Origin of the sequence: Paenibacillus sp. HJGM_3, from assembly GCF_045062745.1 — a bacterium.
Classification (GTDB): domain Bacteria; phylum Bacillota; class Bacilli; order Paenibacillales; family NBRC-103111; genus Paenibacillus_AA.
Genome location: NZ_JBJGED010000027.1, coordinates 1 through 15,366, shown reverse-complemented (window position 1 = coordinate 15,366; position 15,366 = coordinate 1). Strand labels below are relative to the sequence as shown.

General features: G+C 42.7%; 14 protein-coding genes, 1 tRNA gene and 3 pseudogenes. 5 read left to right on the top strand and 13 right to left on the bottom strand.

The genetic code is table 11. The annotated features are described in order from the left end of the window. Positions 1–63 precede the first annotated feature (63 nt). Positions 64–330 carry a hypothetical protein gene (locus ACI5FR_RS25185; protein ID WP_405459543.1) on the bottom strand — a complete coding sequence of 89 codons (267 nt, stop codon included), beginning with the start codon at positions 328–330 and terminating at the stop codon, positions 64–66. A 257-nt stretch (positions 331–587) separates the two neighbouring features. Here ACI5FR_RS25185 and ACI5FR_RS25180 point away from each other — a divergent pair, with 257 nt between their 5' ends. Next, a complete protein-coding gene (locus tag ACI5FR_RS25180; RefSeq protein ID WP_405459541.1) occupies positions 588–971 on the top strand; it encodes a cupredoxin domain-containing protein in 384 nt (127 codons plus the stop codon). Between the two features lie 98 nt (positions 972–1,069). Beyond that, positions 1,070–1,375, top strand: coding sequence for a 4a-hydroxytetrahydrobiopterin dehydratase (locus tag ACI5FR_RS25175; protein ID WP_405459538.1), 306 nt, complete (start codon positions 1,070–1,072; stop codon positions 1,373–1,375). A gap of 121 nt (positions 1,376–1,496) precedes the next feature. On the opposite strand, the gene ACI5FR_RS25170 is transcribed toward ACI5FR_RS25175, so the two are convergent. After that, a complete protein-coding gene (locus ACI5FR_RS25170; RefSeq protein ID WP_405459535.1) occupies positions 1,497–2,681 on the bottom strand; it encodes an HD-GYP domain-containing protein in 1,185 nt (394 codons plus the stop codon). A gap of 268 nt (positions 2,682–2,949) precedes the next feature. On the opposite strand from ACI5FR_RS25170, the gene ACI5FR_RS25165 reads away from it, so the two are divergent. Further along, positions 2,950–3,022, top strand: a tRNA-Val gene (locus tag ACI5FR_RS25165). Between the two features lie 108 nt (positions 3,023–3,130). On the opposite strand, the gene ACI5FR_RS25160 is transcribed toward ACI5FR_RS25165, so the two are convergent. Further along, positions 3,131–4,270 carry a site-specific integrase gene (locus ACI5FR_RS25160; protein WP_405459533.1) on the bottom strand — a complete coding sequence of 380 codons (1,140 nt, stop codon included), beginning with the start codon at positions 4,268–4,270 and terminating at the stop codon, positions 3,131–3,133. Positions 4,271–5,076: 806 nt separating this feature from the next. Between ACI5FR_RS25160 and ACI5FR_RS25155 the strand changes: the two genes are divergently transcribed. Further along, complete coding sequence (locus ACI5FR_RS25155; protein ID WP_405459531.1) at positions 5,077–7,974, top strand: hypothetical protein; 2,898 nt, start codon at positions 5,077–5,079, stop codon at positions 7,972–7,974. A 108-nt stretch (positions 7,975–8,082) separates the two neighbouring features. Here ACI5FR_RS25155 and ACI5FR_RS25150 read toward each other — a convergent pair whose 3' ends face one another. The 5 genes and pseudogenes from ACI5FR_RS25150 to ACI5FR_RS33820 form a co-directional block, all read right to left on the bottom strand. Then, entirely contained in the window at positions 8,083–8,376 is a 294-nt protein-coding gene (locus tag ACI5FR_RS25150; RefSeq protein ID WP_405459529.1) for a YolD-like family protein, read from the bottom strand. A gap of 1,292 nt (positions 8,377–9,668) precedes the next feature. Further along, on the bottom strand, positions 9,669–9,869 hold the full coding sequence (locus ACI5FR_RS25145; RefSeq protein WP_405459527.1) for a hypothetical protein: 201 nt from the start codon (positions 9,867–9,869) through the stop codon (positions 9,669–9,671). 458 nt (positions 9,870–10,327) lie between these two features. Further along, on the bottom strand, positions 10,328–10,513 hold the full coding sequence (locus ACI5FR_RS25140) for a hypothetical protein (RefSeq protein WP_405459525.1): 186 nt from the start codon (positions 10,511–10,513) through the stop codon (positions 10,328–10,330). A 209-nt stretch (positions 10,514–10,722) separates the two neighbouring features. Next, positions 10,723–10,842, bottom strand: a pseudogene (locus ACI5FR_RS25135) (IS1595 family transposase); the annotation flags it as partial. Between the two features lie 129 nt (positions 10,843–10,971). Then, positions 10,972–11,133 (bottom strand): annotated as a pseudogene (locus tag ACI5FR_RS33820) (DUF7667 family protein); the annotation flags it as partial. A 24-nt stretch (positions 11,134–11,157) separates the two neighbouring features. Between ACI5FR_RS33820 and ACI5FR_RS25130 the strand changes: the two are divergent. After that, positions 11,158–11,662, top strand: a pseudogene (locus tag ACI5FR_RS25130) (IS1595 family transposase); the annotation flags it as partial. Positions 11,663–11,758: 96 nt separating this feature from the next. Here ACI5FR_RS25130 and ACI5FR_RS25125 read toward each other — a convergent pair. Genes ACI5FR_RS25125 through ACI5FR_RS25105 form a run of 5 tightly spaced genes read right to left on the bottom strand, consistent with a single transcriptional unit; the run spans position 11,759 to position 14,578 of the window. Continuing rightward, the gene (locus ACI5FR_RS25125; protein ID WP_405459523.1) at positions 11,759–12,319 is read right to left on the bottom strand and encodes a hypothetical protein; all 561 of its coding nucleotides are present in this window, start codon (positions 12,317–12,319) and stop codon (positions 11,759–11,761) included. Positions 12,320–12,336: 17 nt separating this feature from the next. Then, positions 12,337–13,452, bottom strand: a complete 1,116-nt coding sequence (locus ACI5FR_RS25120) for a PDDEXK family nuclease (protein ID WP_405459521.1) — start codon at positions 13,450–13,452, stop codon at positions 12,337–12,339. Between the two features lie 40 nt (positions 13,453–13,492). Then, positions 13,493–13,783, bottom strand: coding sequence for a hypothetical protein (locus tag ACI5FR_RS25115; RefSeq protein ID WP_405459519.1), 291 nt, complete (start codon positions 13,781–13,783; stop codon positions 13,493–13,495). Positions 13,784–13,811: 28 nt separating this feature from the next. After that, positions 13,812–14,081, bottom strand: a complete 270-nt coding sequence (locus ACI5FR_RS25110; RefSeq protein ID WP_405459517.1) for a hypothetical protein — start codon at positions 14,079–14,081, stop codon at positions 13,812–13,814. 26 nt (positions 14,082–14,107) lie between these two features. Next, on the bottom strand, positions 14,108–14,578 hold the full coding sequence (locus ACI5FR_RS25105; RefSeq protein ID WP_405459515.1) for a hypothetical protein: 471 nt from the start codon (positions 14,576–14,578) through the stop codon (positions 14,108–14,110). Positions 14,579–15,366 lie beyond the last annotated feature (788 nt).

Here is a 15,366-nt window from a genome sequence, read left to right as displayed (position 1 = left end):
GCTTAGCCGAAAAGGGGAACGGCTCCGCCGTCCCCCGATTGGCAAGCGTGTTATTCAGGATGTCTAGAAAAATACGCCGCGCAGGACGATGACGAGCAAGATGAACAAGACGAGCACGACCGCCGGGTTGAAGGCGCAGTAAGGTTCTACCGCGGCTGGCGATACTTTGCCTTTGCCCATGCCCATCCCCATAACGTGCGCGTTCTCGAAAGCGGCGGGGGAAACTTGCATAGGCGCCATGGGGGCATTCATCATAGCCGGCATGACCGATGTCGGAAACGGCCCTTGTGTCATTGCAGGACTTACAGAAGGATAATGTTTGTTTTCCATAAATCCACCTCCCTTTTGTTCTGACGATACACGATAGTCTATGGGGAAGCACCCACTAGGATCACGGTAAACACCCAACTGTGGCAAAATCCACGTTTGCCTAGGTCAATCCGTGGACATACTGGGTAGGGGTACAAGCGTCTACTAGAGCGGAAGTTTGTTCAACGTTTTGTCAAAAAGACGGAGCGGTGTCGAATAGATTCTTGCTAGGAAATAGTTTATAATTTTGAAGTGATATTTCGACGAGGGGGATCCCAATGTATAAATGGTTCATGTCCATTTTGTTTTTCGGAGCTTGCTTGTTCGGCCTCATCTTCCTGACGATATCGGCTCAACCGGAGAAATCCGAGGACGAAGCCGCGGCGGAAGGCGGTGCAAAGCAACTCAAGCTGGTGGCCTCCAACTTCCAGTTTGATCAAACCGAATACAAAGTGACCAAAGGCGAGACGCTCAAGGTCGTCCTGTCGAACAAGGAAGGCAAGCACGGGATGGAGATTGAGGGGCTGGATATTAAGTTAGGCGGTACCGAAGGAACTTCCAAGGAAGTTACATTCGACAAAGCCGGCACATATAATATCGTATGCACCGTACCTTGCGGCGCCGGCCATGCTACTATGACAACCAAGCTGATCGTACAATAAGGAATGTGCGGGAAGCTCCTTACCAAACGGCGTCGTCCTGCATAGGGCGGCGCCGTTTATCCAATTCTAGAGCTTAATTCGATAAGGGAGGCGTTAGGATGAGCCGAACGGAACGTATGGCCGATGCCGATGTGGAGGAGAAGCTGAAGATGTACCCCGGCTGGCAGCGGAAGGACGAGAAATGGCTGGCCCGCAAATACCGGTTCCCGCAGTATCTGGAGGGGATCGAATTCGTACGGCAAGCCGCTCTCGCCGCGGAAGCGATGGACCATCACCCTATGCTCTCGATCGATTATAAGCTTGTGACCGTCAGTGTCTCCACCTGGAGCGCGGGCGGGATCTCGGAGCTCGACTTCGAGCTGATGAAGCGCTGCGATGAGCTGTATGCCGGGACATCCGCCTAATCACAGATAAGAGGTGCCGACCAAGGTCGACACCTCTTTTTCATTCAGCTCAATTTACGGAGCCCACCAGCACCACCAGCACATAGTTTCACCCCCTTTACGAATCGTTAGATGATAACTTTTATATGGCTGCTTTTTTCATGGAGTCCGTCATCAGACTATCCCGCGTTTTGATATAGTCCACCCAGAGCGGGAAAATTTCCTGGAACGCCTCTACGACCCGAGGATCGAATTGGGTGCCTTTTCCGGCGAGAATCCGGTTGTACGCTTCGTCTACCGGCAACGCGTCCCGATAAGAGCGCATCGACGTCATCGCATCGAAAGCATCCGCTACCGCCGTAATCCGGGCCAGAATCGGAATGTCTTCTCCGATCAACTGATCCGGATAGCCGTTTCCGTCCCAATGCTCGTGATGATGAAGGATGACGTCGACACTTTCCTTCAATCCTTCTATCCCTTTCATGGCATCGGCGCCTACTACCGGATGACTCTTAATCGTCTCGTATTCTTCCTCCGTTAATGTTGTTGGCTTCATTAAGATGTAGTCAGGTATGTTCACCTTGCCGACATCGTGCAGCAGGCAGGCATAGTAGAACGTCTTCAATACTTCTTCGCTGAATTGTCCCATCCGGTGAGCCAGCAGAAGGGAGAAATGGGCTACTCTCTCGCTATGTCCTCTCGTATAGGGGTCCTTCAGCTCCAGCGTGGCAACGATTCCCTTCACGATCTCTTCCATCTGCGTGTTGTAGGACTCGCGTACCGCCTTCACATAGTCCAGGAAGCGGTTCAGCAATATGTACGTAATACAGGAGATGACAACGGTTAGGGAGATGGGGACGATGACGATCCCTTGAAGCAGGACGATTCCCAATATCGCATATTTCAAAATAAATCCGCTGAATACGAGGAAAAAGTATCGCCGGTTCAGAAAAATCGGGGTAAAAATCAAGAATAAGACATCCCCGATATTGCCGCTGGCGTAATTCTCATCGGTTCCCCAGTAAATCATAAGATCGTTGACCAAAGTGGCCAACAAGAACGCGCATAAGTAGATGTACTTGATGGGTACCGGATTGTTGTTCCGGATCAGATAGATGGCGAATGGCAGCAGCGCGAGCTCAATCGCGTACAAATAGTAGCCTAACCCGCCTTCATTGAAGCTGCCGCTCCGGTTTACGAGACTCGGAAACAAATAATAGTAGCTGTAATCGAAAATCACTTGCAATAAGTAATAAAGGACTAGAAAAAGCTTGACTCCTCTAAGCTCTTGATCGATTACCGTGTTGTGCGAAAGTCCTTTTTGCATTTTCTTACCCCTCAGCCTCTATAAGTTGTCACTACTATGAATGTGGCATGATTTAGTAAACATGTATGGTTTCGACGCCTGCTTTACAAATCCTTCTTTGTCCCCGATGACAAGCAAAAAAAGTTATGATTTGGCTGTCTTACGTCCTAGTTGGATTTTGGCGGACATAGGTCCCTCCGTTGCCCCGCCAAAAAATTTGACATTGCTTGTTGACATTGGACATGATCCTTGGTATTATAAATCTCGTTCCCCAAAAAGATTGGATCATGACCTGTTAGCTCAGCTGGGAGAGCACTATCTTGACAGGGTAGGGGTCAGAGGTTCGAGCCCTCTACAGGTCATACGGAAGAACCCTTGATGAATCAAGGGTTCTTTGCTTTTTATCAGCAAAAGGAAAGACCGTTTCGAGGCATTTTTCACCCCAAAACGGCCAAGTGGTCATATTCTGGTCATATAGCAATGGCGTATTGCTTCATATCTGCGAACACTTTCTCGATCTCCTGCACGGCTTCTCTTTGCATACTCGGCAAGAGATGACTATACGTATCAAGTGTAAGTCGAACATTGGCGTGACCGAGCCGATCCGCAACGATCTTCGGATTGACGTTTTGCATTAGAAGCAGTGTAGCATGAGTATGACGGAGGTCGTGGAATCTGATCTTCGGTACCTTTGCCTCTTTCATCACTCTGTAAAACGTCCGCATCAGGTTCCGTGGAGTTACTGGTGTTCCGAATTTCGTGCAGATCACCAGATCGTTTTCTTGAAAGTTTCTACCCTGCGCTACCTTCTTTTCTCTGATTGTACCCCGATGCTTTCGCAAAGCGGTCAGCGATTTTTCTGGCAGCATCACAGATCGGACGCTGGATTTCGTTTTTCCACCAGACATCAATTCCTTTCCGTCATGGCTCAGCGTCTGCCGAATATAAAGCACCTTATTGTCGAGGTCAATATCCGACCAGCGAAGTCCCAATATTTCTCCCTGACGCATCCCTGTCGTTATGGCAAGAACGAAAGCAATTTGGAGCTCTTCTTCTCTCGTGGAGTTGAGGAACATAGCAATCTCCTCCGTATTCCACACGGTAATATCTTTCTTATTTATGCGCGGCGGATCAACACGTTCTGCGGGGTTTCTCGAGATCAAGTTCCACCGTTCCGCCTTTCTTAGTGACTCGCTAACAACGGAGTATATTTTCCGCATATACGCTCCTGAATGACCTTCCTCTTGAAGCTTATTAATAAACTGCTGTAAGTCTAACGCAGTCAGTTTACTTAATGGAATATGTCCAAGTGTTGGAGCAACGTGGGTGCGAATAATAATTTTATAATTGTCGAGTGTCTGCCTTTTTACACTTACCTTCTTACTCTCTAGCCAATCCTTAAGGAAATCTCCGTACAGCGTTTTGGTTGGTTCAATGTATGTTCCACTCATCACTTCATTGAGTGCCTTAGTCCGGGCTTCCATTGCCTCCTTCTTTGTATTAAAACCCCTCTGTTTCTTCTGCTTTTGCTTCCCTGATTCATCGTATCCCACAGTAATGACGTAATACCATTTGTTCCCCGTCTTACCAACACCCACTGCTTTACTCATGTTTGCCACACTCCCTGATTATTCTTATCTTACACATACTCTTATACGCCCCGCCGTTCTTGGAATTAACCAGCAGTTACGGTTGCGAATTACTCACGTAGACAAAATCTCTCTTTGGGGAGGCTAGGTGGTATGGATTAAACTACTCCAGTCTCTAACTAGTTCAGACTAACATCATTCCTCAGTGATACACCCCTAAATTACTGCCCTATACTCACCTGCTAATCTCCCCGCCACCCTCCTTTCTTGGGCGCATTCACCCGCGCGTGAACAGTAAAACACGACCTGAGTAGTCGGTTGAGATTAAGATTATGCAGTCTACCGCTTATCACTTGTTTTTCGTGATATTTCCCTCAAATTCGAACCCGCCCAGTGCCTAGAAAAAGCAAGTCTGCATGCCAGGTCACGGGGACCGACGAACTACACCGGAAAAATTTCCCGAAATTCTTGGTGCTAATTTCCTTTTACAGTCCCATTAATTAAGGGCGCCGAGTAATCGTATAAGGGTACGCACAAGAAATTAAACATACGAAGGAAGGTAGTTTTTATGCAAGAAGTAAGAATAAGTGCGGGGAAACTATGCTACTTATGCTTCCATTCAAGCGAAGCAACACTGATGCGGACATTACAGGGGACTTTATTTCAGATGTTTGCCACCCGCCGCTATGTAGCTAGTGCTTTTTGGCGGGGGGGGCGGATTACGGATTTGCCATCCCAAAAGAGGACATTCTCTTATAAATATACTATGAGGCGAATGTCCGGTTTTCGCGCCCCCGCCGCCAATCTGAAATCAAGGAGGGGCGGGAATGACAACATTAATGCTAACTGAAATGGAAAGCCTTAGGAATGCAATTGCTTACTTGGGTGAAGGTATGGAGTATATGCCTTTGTTCTTCATAGAAGACCCAAAGAGTATCAAATACAAGTGGCGGGAGGAAGGCTGCTTGAATATGTTTTGTATCGAGTCTGAAGTCGATACATTGCTTTCAGTCATGGAACAGAAGCGAGCAGCTGTGTTCTTTTATCCCAATGGACAGCGCAAGGATAAATGGGTGAAAGGCATTCAGTGGCATTTTGTAGATATTGATAAAAGGAGTAAGGAGGAACAGTGGAAACTTATTAAAGACGCCCCCCTCCAACCGACCATAGTTTACCGAGGGCGGGCGGGGCACAAGTTATTGTACCGTGTTACGGAAGCTTTTTGGGATACATCATCACCTGAAGCCATCCAGAAGTCGATTGCCCACTTCAAGAACGTTCAACAACAGCTCATAGAATATTTTAATGGTGATCCAGCCGTTATAAACCCGTCAAATGCACTCCGTCTGCCTTTCGTAAAGAACTACAAGGACTGGCCGCAAGTTGCCACAGAGGAAGTGGTATCGTTTACCCCCGACCACATCTATAGTCAACAGCAGCTCATCAACGCCTTTCCGCCTAGTCAGAAAGTACACCACTTCCAGAAGGCGAAATTTTCTCTTGAGGAGCATCCCGAACATCTTGGGGCAGTGCTGAAAGCATTTACAGATCAGTTGGATATGGATGGCTTGGAGTGGAAGGATTATGATGATCGATTTGCCTTCCAATGTCCCATTCACGATGACTCATCTCCTTCAGCATACATGTTTAAAAGCGACTTGGTCATCCACTGTTCAGCGGGGGCAGCTGGAAATTGTGACATTGAGAACGGCAAACATTTAAAATGGGTGGCTGAGAGTGAACTGTGGGACGACATCCAACAATCCCTTCTTGAGCTGGAATCCATACGGGAACAGAAATACTTAGACATTGACCTGACCAGCATGTCTATTCAGATGGTAGTTCCCTTAATGTATTCATATGGGGATCATTCAGACGCTGTTCAAAGTGTTTTAGAGAGGGTAATGGGACTGTACAAAGACCGAGGTATTGAGATTTCACCAGCACTGGCAAAGGTGTTCGCCAACATGACTTACCACATTCTAAGACCGACCAATACATTATGTGTCCCTGTACCCCCCGGCGGCGGGAAAAGCACATGGAATGTCGCTTTCAACCAGTACAACCTACAGCATGATCTAGCGAATGCCGGAGCGGTCATTGTTGTAGAACGTATTGAGAGCGCCAAACAACTGGCTAAACAACTTGGTTCTTATGAAGTCATGTTGGATATAGATGCTCCATACTCCGAAGAGCGGCAGGCGGCTTATGTCATGGAGAGCGCCTTTACGTCCGAGCATTGTCAGCAAGAGCTAACTGAGTATACGTACGGTATATGCAGGGGCTGTGGGTATAGGTTTGATTGTCCTACCTACAACAAGTACAGTGAACAACGCCGCCACCCTATAGTAATCATCACACATAGCCGATTGGTGATGGAAAAACAAAGTTTAAACAAGTACAACGACTGGCAGGATGCCAATGAAAAGTTGCACCGCAGACGTTTCCTGATTGTAGACGAGAAACCATGCACAGTCACTGTCTTTGCACTGAGTTTAGCCGACATAATCGTACTTGAAAAGCAGGTCGAAATTATGGCTGAAGAGATCCCTGACTTTACGAAAACAAAACAGATTCTTGGCCAAGTCAAAGACATGTTTTGCCAGACTGCTGTTCAAGAAATAGTTGGGGCTATCGATCCAGAATTTGCATTCTGTTTTAAGTCTCTATGGTATAAACGTTACCATGGGAATAGGGTGGGGCTTCTGGAGCAGGTCGAATTGTTGATTCGACAGGGTGGCATTTGGCAGAAACACCCGAGCAAAAAAGGCCAAATCCATGTAGCGCAGATGAATCAATTTGACTTTACGGATTATAACACATTGATTCTGGACGGGACATCTGCTCTGGACATGGAGTATAACACTATGCTTCAAACTGACTTTCTTCAAATTCCAGAGGGTATGAGGATGTACGATAATGTTTCTTTCCACGTTGCCGAAGTCCCGTTCAGTAAATATGTACTTCGTAATCAGAGCGCGTTTATCGCTACTCTGGCAGATCAGATTAAGCAGATCGCCACCAACGATAAAACTCTTGTATTGTGCCACAAAGAGTTCGAGGAACGATTGATGGTTCATTTGGAGGTCGAGATCTCAACGGGGGCGGTCTTATTAAATCATTTCGGTAACGTGAAGGGGTCTAATGAGTACATGATGTGCACGGCCTTGGTGGCCGCGGGAACTCTCCATAAGGGTGATCCGTACTACATCGCGAAGCATGCCGAGATCAATGGACAGCTTCCAGAACAACGGGAGACCACTACAATTAAAGGGGTAAGACGTTTTCAAGACCTTGAACTGGAAAGACTCCGACTGAATGACCAGCTTGTCTCTTTAATACAGGACATCTGCCGAATTGCTATCAGAAACCCTGAGTTCCGAGAGCCAGTAAAAATTTATTTACCAACCAAAGACAAGGTGATCGTGAACTTACTTCTTGAGTATTTTAATGGGAGTATATTGAATTCTTGGGCGGGGCTAGAAATGCTATTTGACCTACCGGACTGGTATGAGCCACTTGCTGAGGTGTTCAGCCAATTGGAAGTTGGACAGGAGATCAGCAAAAAAGACATTCGTCAAAAACTCGGGTGGGCGGGTGAAAGCAGTGAACGGAACTTCAGAAGGATACAGAATCATCCGTTGTACCTTAAACTACTCGCAGCACATGGAATGAGAGAATTAAATATTCGAAAACTCATAAAGCAAACGGAGACCGCAGATTAATTCTGGGTCTCCGTATTCTGTTTGTAGCTGGATAAGAGAATTCGACCATCAGATGCGGCTTGTTCTCGAATGTCTCACTTAAAATGTTATGAAGTTAGCTTTGATTTATTAGTCCGAGTTCACTACCCCAATTATGTCGTTGATCAGGACCCATTCAATATCGCCACCGACGTTGAGATTCAATGTTTTCTTGTGCTGATTATAGATAACAGGCTGCCCCGTGATAATCCTATCACCGTAGCTACCGAACAAAGTAAGCGTGATTTCGGACCTGGACTGCAATGCGTACCCGATTTCTTGAAATATTAGCTCTTGTTCCTGTGGATCTAGCTTTGGCCGGGATCGCATCTTTGTTTCCCTGGCTTGCTGAAGACTTTGTTCCTTATGTTGTGGCAACATCATCCGCGACGACTCCCATAGTCCGTTATTATCAAGTTTCTTACCCATCTATTGTCGAAGCACCTTTCATATATCCGACATTCTAAGCTCTCCTGGGCGTATTAAATGTGACCAGTCTTAACAAGCGTCACCAAGCACTCCCTTACTTGAGATTCAATACGGCCAGTCAACCTGCATGATTTGGGGAAGTCTGGCCGTGTCCATTGGCTTTGATCAAGGTTCCAGACCTTTCTTTCAGCATCAGGTAGCGTGAAGTCCTGCCCCACGGTAAGAATATTTACCTATTCGAAATTACCCTCAGTGCTCTACGCTGAAAGCAATACGTTTTAATTACACAATCCGAGACGGATCGGATCTCAATGCATCACTGAGTGATCAAGTTGGTTTTTTTATGTAAATGATCTAAATAATACACCCGATCTTCTTACTCAGCTCCTTCCATCACAATCGCCTCCCTTCGAAAAAAATAGAACATCGATCCTATTATAACCGGAACATTTGTTCTTATTCAAGTGTTGTTCCTTACTTTCTTTATTGGTGCTGCCGGAATATTGAATCCTTACGATACAATCCTATCGAGTGATAAGAATATATTTCAGAGTGCAACCAGTAGGACCCTTTATAGCCAGTAGGTTTAATGTCCTCCCATAATTTATTTAAGCAGGCATTCTGGTGTATTTTTAAAACGTAATACCACATCACCAAATTACTTCAGGCAAAAGTGCAAAGTCAAAACACTTTAAAAGATAGCGGATGCATCTTATTGTAGACAATACGGCTGATAAGCCCTAATCGAATGCGTAAGGTCTTGAAGCGTGTCAGTTAGCTAATCCTTTCAGTTGTTGTTCTCAAGCCAGCGTGTGGACTTTGTACTCGCATTTCCAAGGGGATGTATACTCATCTATAGACATGTCTACGGAAGTCGACAGTGCCGCAGGTTCGAGTTATACCATTCACAAATCTAACGGTAAAACTTGCAAGAAACCAAGCTTAACCTTAATCACATTAATCATCTCCGTTCCGAGTTTAAACGATACGATAATATTGTTTCGATTGAATAAGGCAATGATCGAATGTGAATTGATTAAAACAAGCCACCTAGCGAACTCTAATTTCGCAGGTGGCTTTTAAGTACTTTCCGTCCTCAATCACTACAACATCTTCGTTCTGGGAAGTAATGAGAACGTCATACTCTACTATACAGTTTCTCTGAAGTATGAAAACTGGAATTTGATTGTCTACGGCAACCTGGATCTCGGAAGGGGTTTTAAGGATATGATTGGTTTTGAACATTGTTATTCTTCGTCCTCCTCGATCTTAGGTGGAAAATCACTTTCTAACTTTTCGACTGAATCATACTTCGGCGTTTCGAATATAAGCTTCGCTGGTGCCTTATCAGTAGGGTCTTTGATTATATGGCCGTACACCTTGCCAAACTTTTCGAAAACGAACATTGTCATTCCAGGCTCGTTCAGTAGTGGATATTTATTGTACATGTAACACCTCCGAAAATAACTATTCGTCACCATGTAGGAAATTCCTTCCTTTTGACGAAGTATGACACTAGGGAGGTGATGAGATCATGTTAAAAACTACGGGAATCAAGGCGTCAGGACTAAAGACTATGGAGGATGAACTTAACGAAGTACTGTCTCATCTTGATGAAGCAGTCTGGTAGATATCAAATTTGCTGGCGCGTTTAACGGGAAGGACGAAAGATTCATGGCAATAATCATATATTGTACTTGAAGCACCTAACCGGTGCTTTTTTAATAGAATGGGGAATACCACTTAGCGAATTTTGAAATCGCTGTGGCTATTAGGTACATCCCCCTTTGTATGGCTCTTTTATCCTTGATTGTTGATTGCTGACCACATAAGGTGGTTAGCTCTAAACTTACGAGTTTCGCTTGTTAAATAAAAAAGACACCACTTCGTGGCGTCTTAAAGTTTTTTATTTTTGAATGTCTTCAATATTAATTTTACCGATTATTTCATACCGATCGCCATTCATGAATCCATTAATACTTGTTCTAACTCCGTGACTAAGAATGACATTTTGACCCACGATTGCAGTTACGATACCTGTTGTGTTGGATCCGTCGTTTATTTTATAGACCAAACCTATTTGTACATCCATGCAATGTCATCTCCCAAAAATACAGAATACCTAAATTTTACCACAGACTATTAAGTCTGATCAAACTTCGTTAGTTAATTTAATTCGGACTTAATTTTGGCTGAAAGAGCCTTGCCAGTTGTTTTCATGGGCTGCCGGAGCGCCTGATGAAAGAGTTCTCTGGTCCGCGTATGTGCGGACAGAGATGTTGTTCCATCCAAGAATCAATGATAGGCTGTATAGTGATTCAAATACTTCGTAGCCACGCCGCGGAAGCGGTGCAGGAAGGTTTTGAACCGTTCGGGATGCGCATTCACGTTGTGGATGTGATAAATCTCTTTAGTCACATAATCCGCGATGCAGAAAGCGACCACGCTTGTTGGAATAATCGGATGATTCCCTAATTGCTAGTCTTCTTTCGAGCGATATCTATCTAAGACATGCTTCCTTCACGAGTTGTTTATATCTCGTTTGGTGCATCAAGACCAACCTCCCTCCAGTTCTTCAATGCGCCTACAAATTTTGTGCTGCCAATCTCGATCATTTGTCATACTGGCAATATGTGGGTGGCTTTCTAACTTCCGCATTTCAAACATAGTTATTGTTAGCTTGAAGGCAGTCCCCATTTCGTCGAGTTCCTGTTCAGTTAGTGCTTGTCAAAAACTTTAGTGGAGTTGAATGACGCATTCTTCGGAGCGCCAACAGAAGGCGGCAAACGTGGGTGTGGCACGGATCAAACGCCAGTGCTTGTCGGGTTTCGCTCAATAACAAGGAGCACCGCAATACGTCAAGATGCAAGTGATTCCAGACGTGAAAGTTAAGACGCTTGTTGAGTTTGCGAAACTGCACATCGAGCCAGGTTCAACGATCAGTAGCGACGCATATCGGTCTTATAACGCACTCTCTGAAGAATTTGACCCCAACCAATCAAGTTCAATGTAAAGGATAATCCTGATCACTTGAAGTGGCTGCATACGATGATTTCCAACGCCAAAAGCCTTTATTGGCGGCACATTTCACGGATTAGATTCCAAGCATCTGCAATCCTTTTTGAATGAATTCTGCTTTCGAACCAATCGGCAGTTTGGAGGTCAGATGTTTAACCGTTTGCTAACTGCTTGTATCTCTACCGATACCATCACCTACGACGATCTGACCGCAAAGGTTTAGTAGCGGAGTTAACTTGTTATTCAAATTAAATATTTATATATAAAGAAAAAAGCCTGCTATTTCAGCAGACCATATTAATAGGTCTTAATAAAGGTGTTATTTCAATAGATCGTTAATCTTCATAAATTCTTTAAGTCTTCGCTTCCACTCCAAATAATCATCATCCAGCTCGAATTCCTCATCCAGAATTTTAATAGTTCTCTTCAAAGAGAATGTTCTGTCTGATGGAATTTGACTCAAAATCCCCCAGTAAGGATTTGGATCTATCCCCACAGGAACGTAAGGATTTTCTATCATGGAATCAACATTACCGTCGATTAATATCTCACCACAAACAACCCATGAATGTTCCCACGTAAAGGATGTCCCCATCACCCCGTAATAGGTAGCATCTCCAACATGAACCTCTGCTTTGTGCCCTAACAATTTTAATGAATAACGTAGTAAGCAAGCAAAATAGATGCACATTTCCGACCTACCGCACCAATTATTGTCGGTCAATTTCGCGCAAACATTCAATAAGCCTGCTCGAATATTTGGTTCCAACAAATTTCCATTTGTTATCAATTTTTCCGAGGGAAATGGACGGGAATTTGTTTTTCTTTGGTATTCCATTCTAGCAAGTAGGACATTGGGATCTTTCTTTACTTGAGACATAGTGATTCCTCTTCTCTTCATTTGCTTTTCCTTGTTCCACGACAAATTGAACACCATTGTCCTTTTGCAATTGAAGCCGGATCACGTTCCCATATGTGGCCTTCATTACAACGCCATTGTAATTTTGTTCTCCTATTAACATATTCCAGAGATAAACATTCCCCACCATATCTCCCGGCTAGCTGTCTCATCTGTTCTATTGTACCTTTTTCTTTTCCAGAGCACTTTCGGCACCATGTACCTTGATTTATTACAGTCATGGGTTTTGATTTCCATCTATGTCCTTTCGAACATTCCCATTCTAAATGTACATGTGCTCCTAAGTATTCATTTGAAAGGCACTTACCACCTTTAGAATGTGCTATTGTACGCATTTCTTCTATTGTCTTTTTTTGATTTCCATTGCATTCGAAGCACCAATGCCCATTCTTAATAGTGTTCGGTTTCGCAAACCATTTATTACCACACGAGCACTCCCAAAGCATGAGTTTATGAGCACCTTCATAATCTTTTGATAAGCATTTGCCACCTTTAGCAATAGCTAATGCTTGTAATTCCTCCATTATAGGAGATTTAATATAAAACTCTTTGAAAGTAAACTCATTAATGGATGAAACTTTAATTCCTGAATTAACCAAATTTGTAGAAATGAAATGAAGCAAGTCTTCATCTGATTTTACAACATCTTGAGGGATAATAATTAATTTAATACCCAGTTCATAACATCGCTTTTTTTTTAATATATCGCTCCTTACTCTTCTTTCAAATTCATCAATTGTTTTATCAAAATACTCAATGTGTTCATAATGAAACCTACCATTATGTTCAAAAGCAAGTTTCAACTGTTCACAATAGCCGTCAAGTTCAAACCCTTCTACTACTTTTCTTGTTCTAGGAAATTTGTTATTAGTAAGTTTCTCAAAGATATATCTACATTTCTCTTCAGCATTATCGAATTTACACTCTGGACACCATTGGCCACCACTAATGATAGCATTGGGCTTTTTCACAAATGTATGTCCTTTGGCACATCTCCAGAGCATTTTGGTCTTGCTATTTATATATTCATTTGATAGACAAGCACCGCCATATTTCTCTGCTAATAATTTCATTGATTCTCTAGAATGTTTCATTAATAACATACTCCATGAAATAGTATTCTATATAATTCCTCTATAGTATAACAACATCAAAAAGAAACGCGTCATTGTCTGTATTAAGTTTCAAATTATTTAGATCAGCTTTTTTACAAAGTTCCCTTGAGAATCCAGAATGCCATTTAGTATCAGTATCACTCACAAGTACAGTGAATGAGTTATCATCAATTTCAACTAATTCAATATCGATTAAATCCTTAAAATTTTTCCAGTTCTTTTTCAAGTTAACATGGTAATCAATATACATCTTTTGGCGATCAGAAAATTTAAGTTCGCTTCTTTTAAGAATAAATTTTTTCTTCACCATGTTTGTAAGTTCTCCTCAAAATATGACATCATCGATTTATCTTCTTGGGCCAGACACCGTGTTCAACCCGAAAATACAAATCCTCTTTTGGTACAACCCTATATTCAAAAAATAAACGATGATCTTCAGGCAAAGAATGGGCTAGTTTGTAGAGATATTCAATACTCGCATCCCAACAAGTTCGATTTGCTTTCTGATCATCAATTTTCCAACCATAACCGTTAATTCCCGAATGATCCGCACAAACTCCACCCAAGTTCATTTTACATGTTTGGCACGATCTATCAATGGTAGTCACGTTTCTCCCCCTATCATTTAGAAATATTATTTGTTTTCACGTTTTGTTGAATCTACAAAACTTTGGATAGTAGGCAGTATCTTTTCTGCTTCATCTCTTAATAAATGTGCTGTAAAATCTTGAGAAACACGCTTTCTTTTACTCAAAACTGTGAATCTATTTATCGTCAATATTTCATTATCATCGTGATAAATTTCTGTAATTACTCTACCATATGGTGCAATTTCATCTTGTGCTAAGGCATAATCTTTCAAGTTTAGTCTTTTCTTTGTAAACTCATCTATTGGTTCTCTTCTATCAGGACCAAATTCCTTTTCTTTGGTTCTATACATGAAATCATCCAATTTATCAAAGAGATAAGTCAATGTTTTATGGTCCATTTCACTACCTCTTTTGTTTACTATTTTCACCTCAAGAGTTATGGGATCAAGTGAAATGTTCCAATCTTCGGACATTAGATTATCGATTTGTTCCTTGAAAATATTATCCAAACTCAATCAAATTCATCCCCTATCCGGTAAAATCGGATTTTATTATCCCCCAAAGTGTCCAGGTCGCCTATATTTCATTGCATCAGTATATGGGGCTTTTTCTCTCTTTCTGTCTCCTCTGAGTAATTCAGCATCTTCCAAGTCGCGCATATACTCGTAATATCCCTCAAATGGATCTTAGTAATATGGGTCGTATAGATATGGATCAACTCTCTCAACTTTTGGATTAAGATATTCAAGACTTTTCTGGTTCCACGATTGGTAATGTTCTTGCACAATATCCTTTGTTAACTCGAGGTCCACATTTGTCAAGATTACTTCACAAGTGTTTACCCAATAAACTGAATTAATAACATCAATTTCCTTCCTATAACTAGAGTTATTCTCGTAGTACCACTCCTGTATTTTTTTACTATCAAGGCAATCCCACTTTACAAGAAAATCTTGTCTTCGTTTTTCTCGATTTTCGGCATTCTGATCAAACTTCGATAGTCTTTTTCCTATTTAATGGAATAAAACTCAAGGCTCTCTGACTTGAAAACATCAAATGGATTATAGTATTCTGTTGTTTTTTTATCTCCTACTACTGTTGACTTAATTATTCTTATGCTCTCCCACCATAATATTCGTAGCAATATTATGCTATTTTCTCTATTTGTTGCTGTTTCATATTTAACAGTGAAAGATCTTGTATCATTTTCAAAAGTAAGATCAGAAGTTACTACTTAGGTTCCCTTTTCAAACTCCATAATATTGGTTAATAATTCCTAACCAAACCATGGAGCGATGGGGGA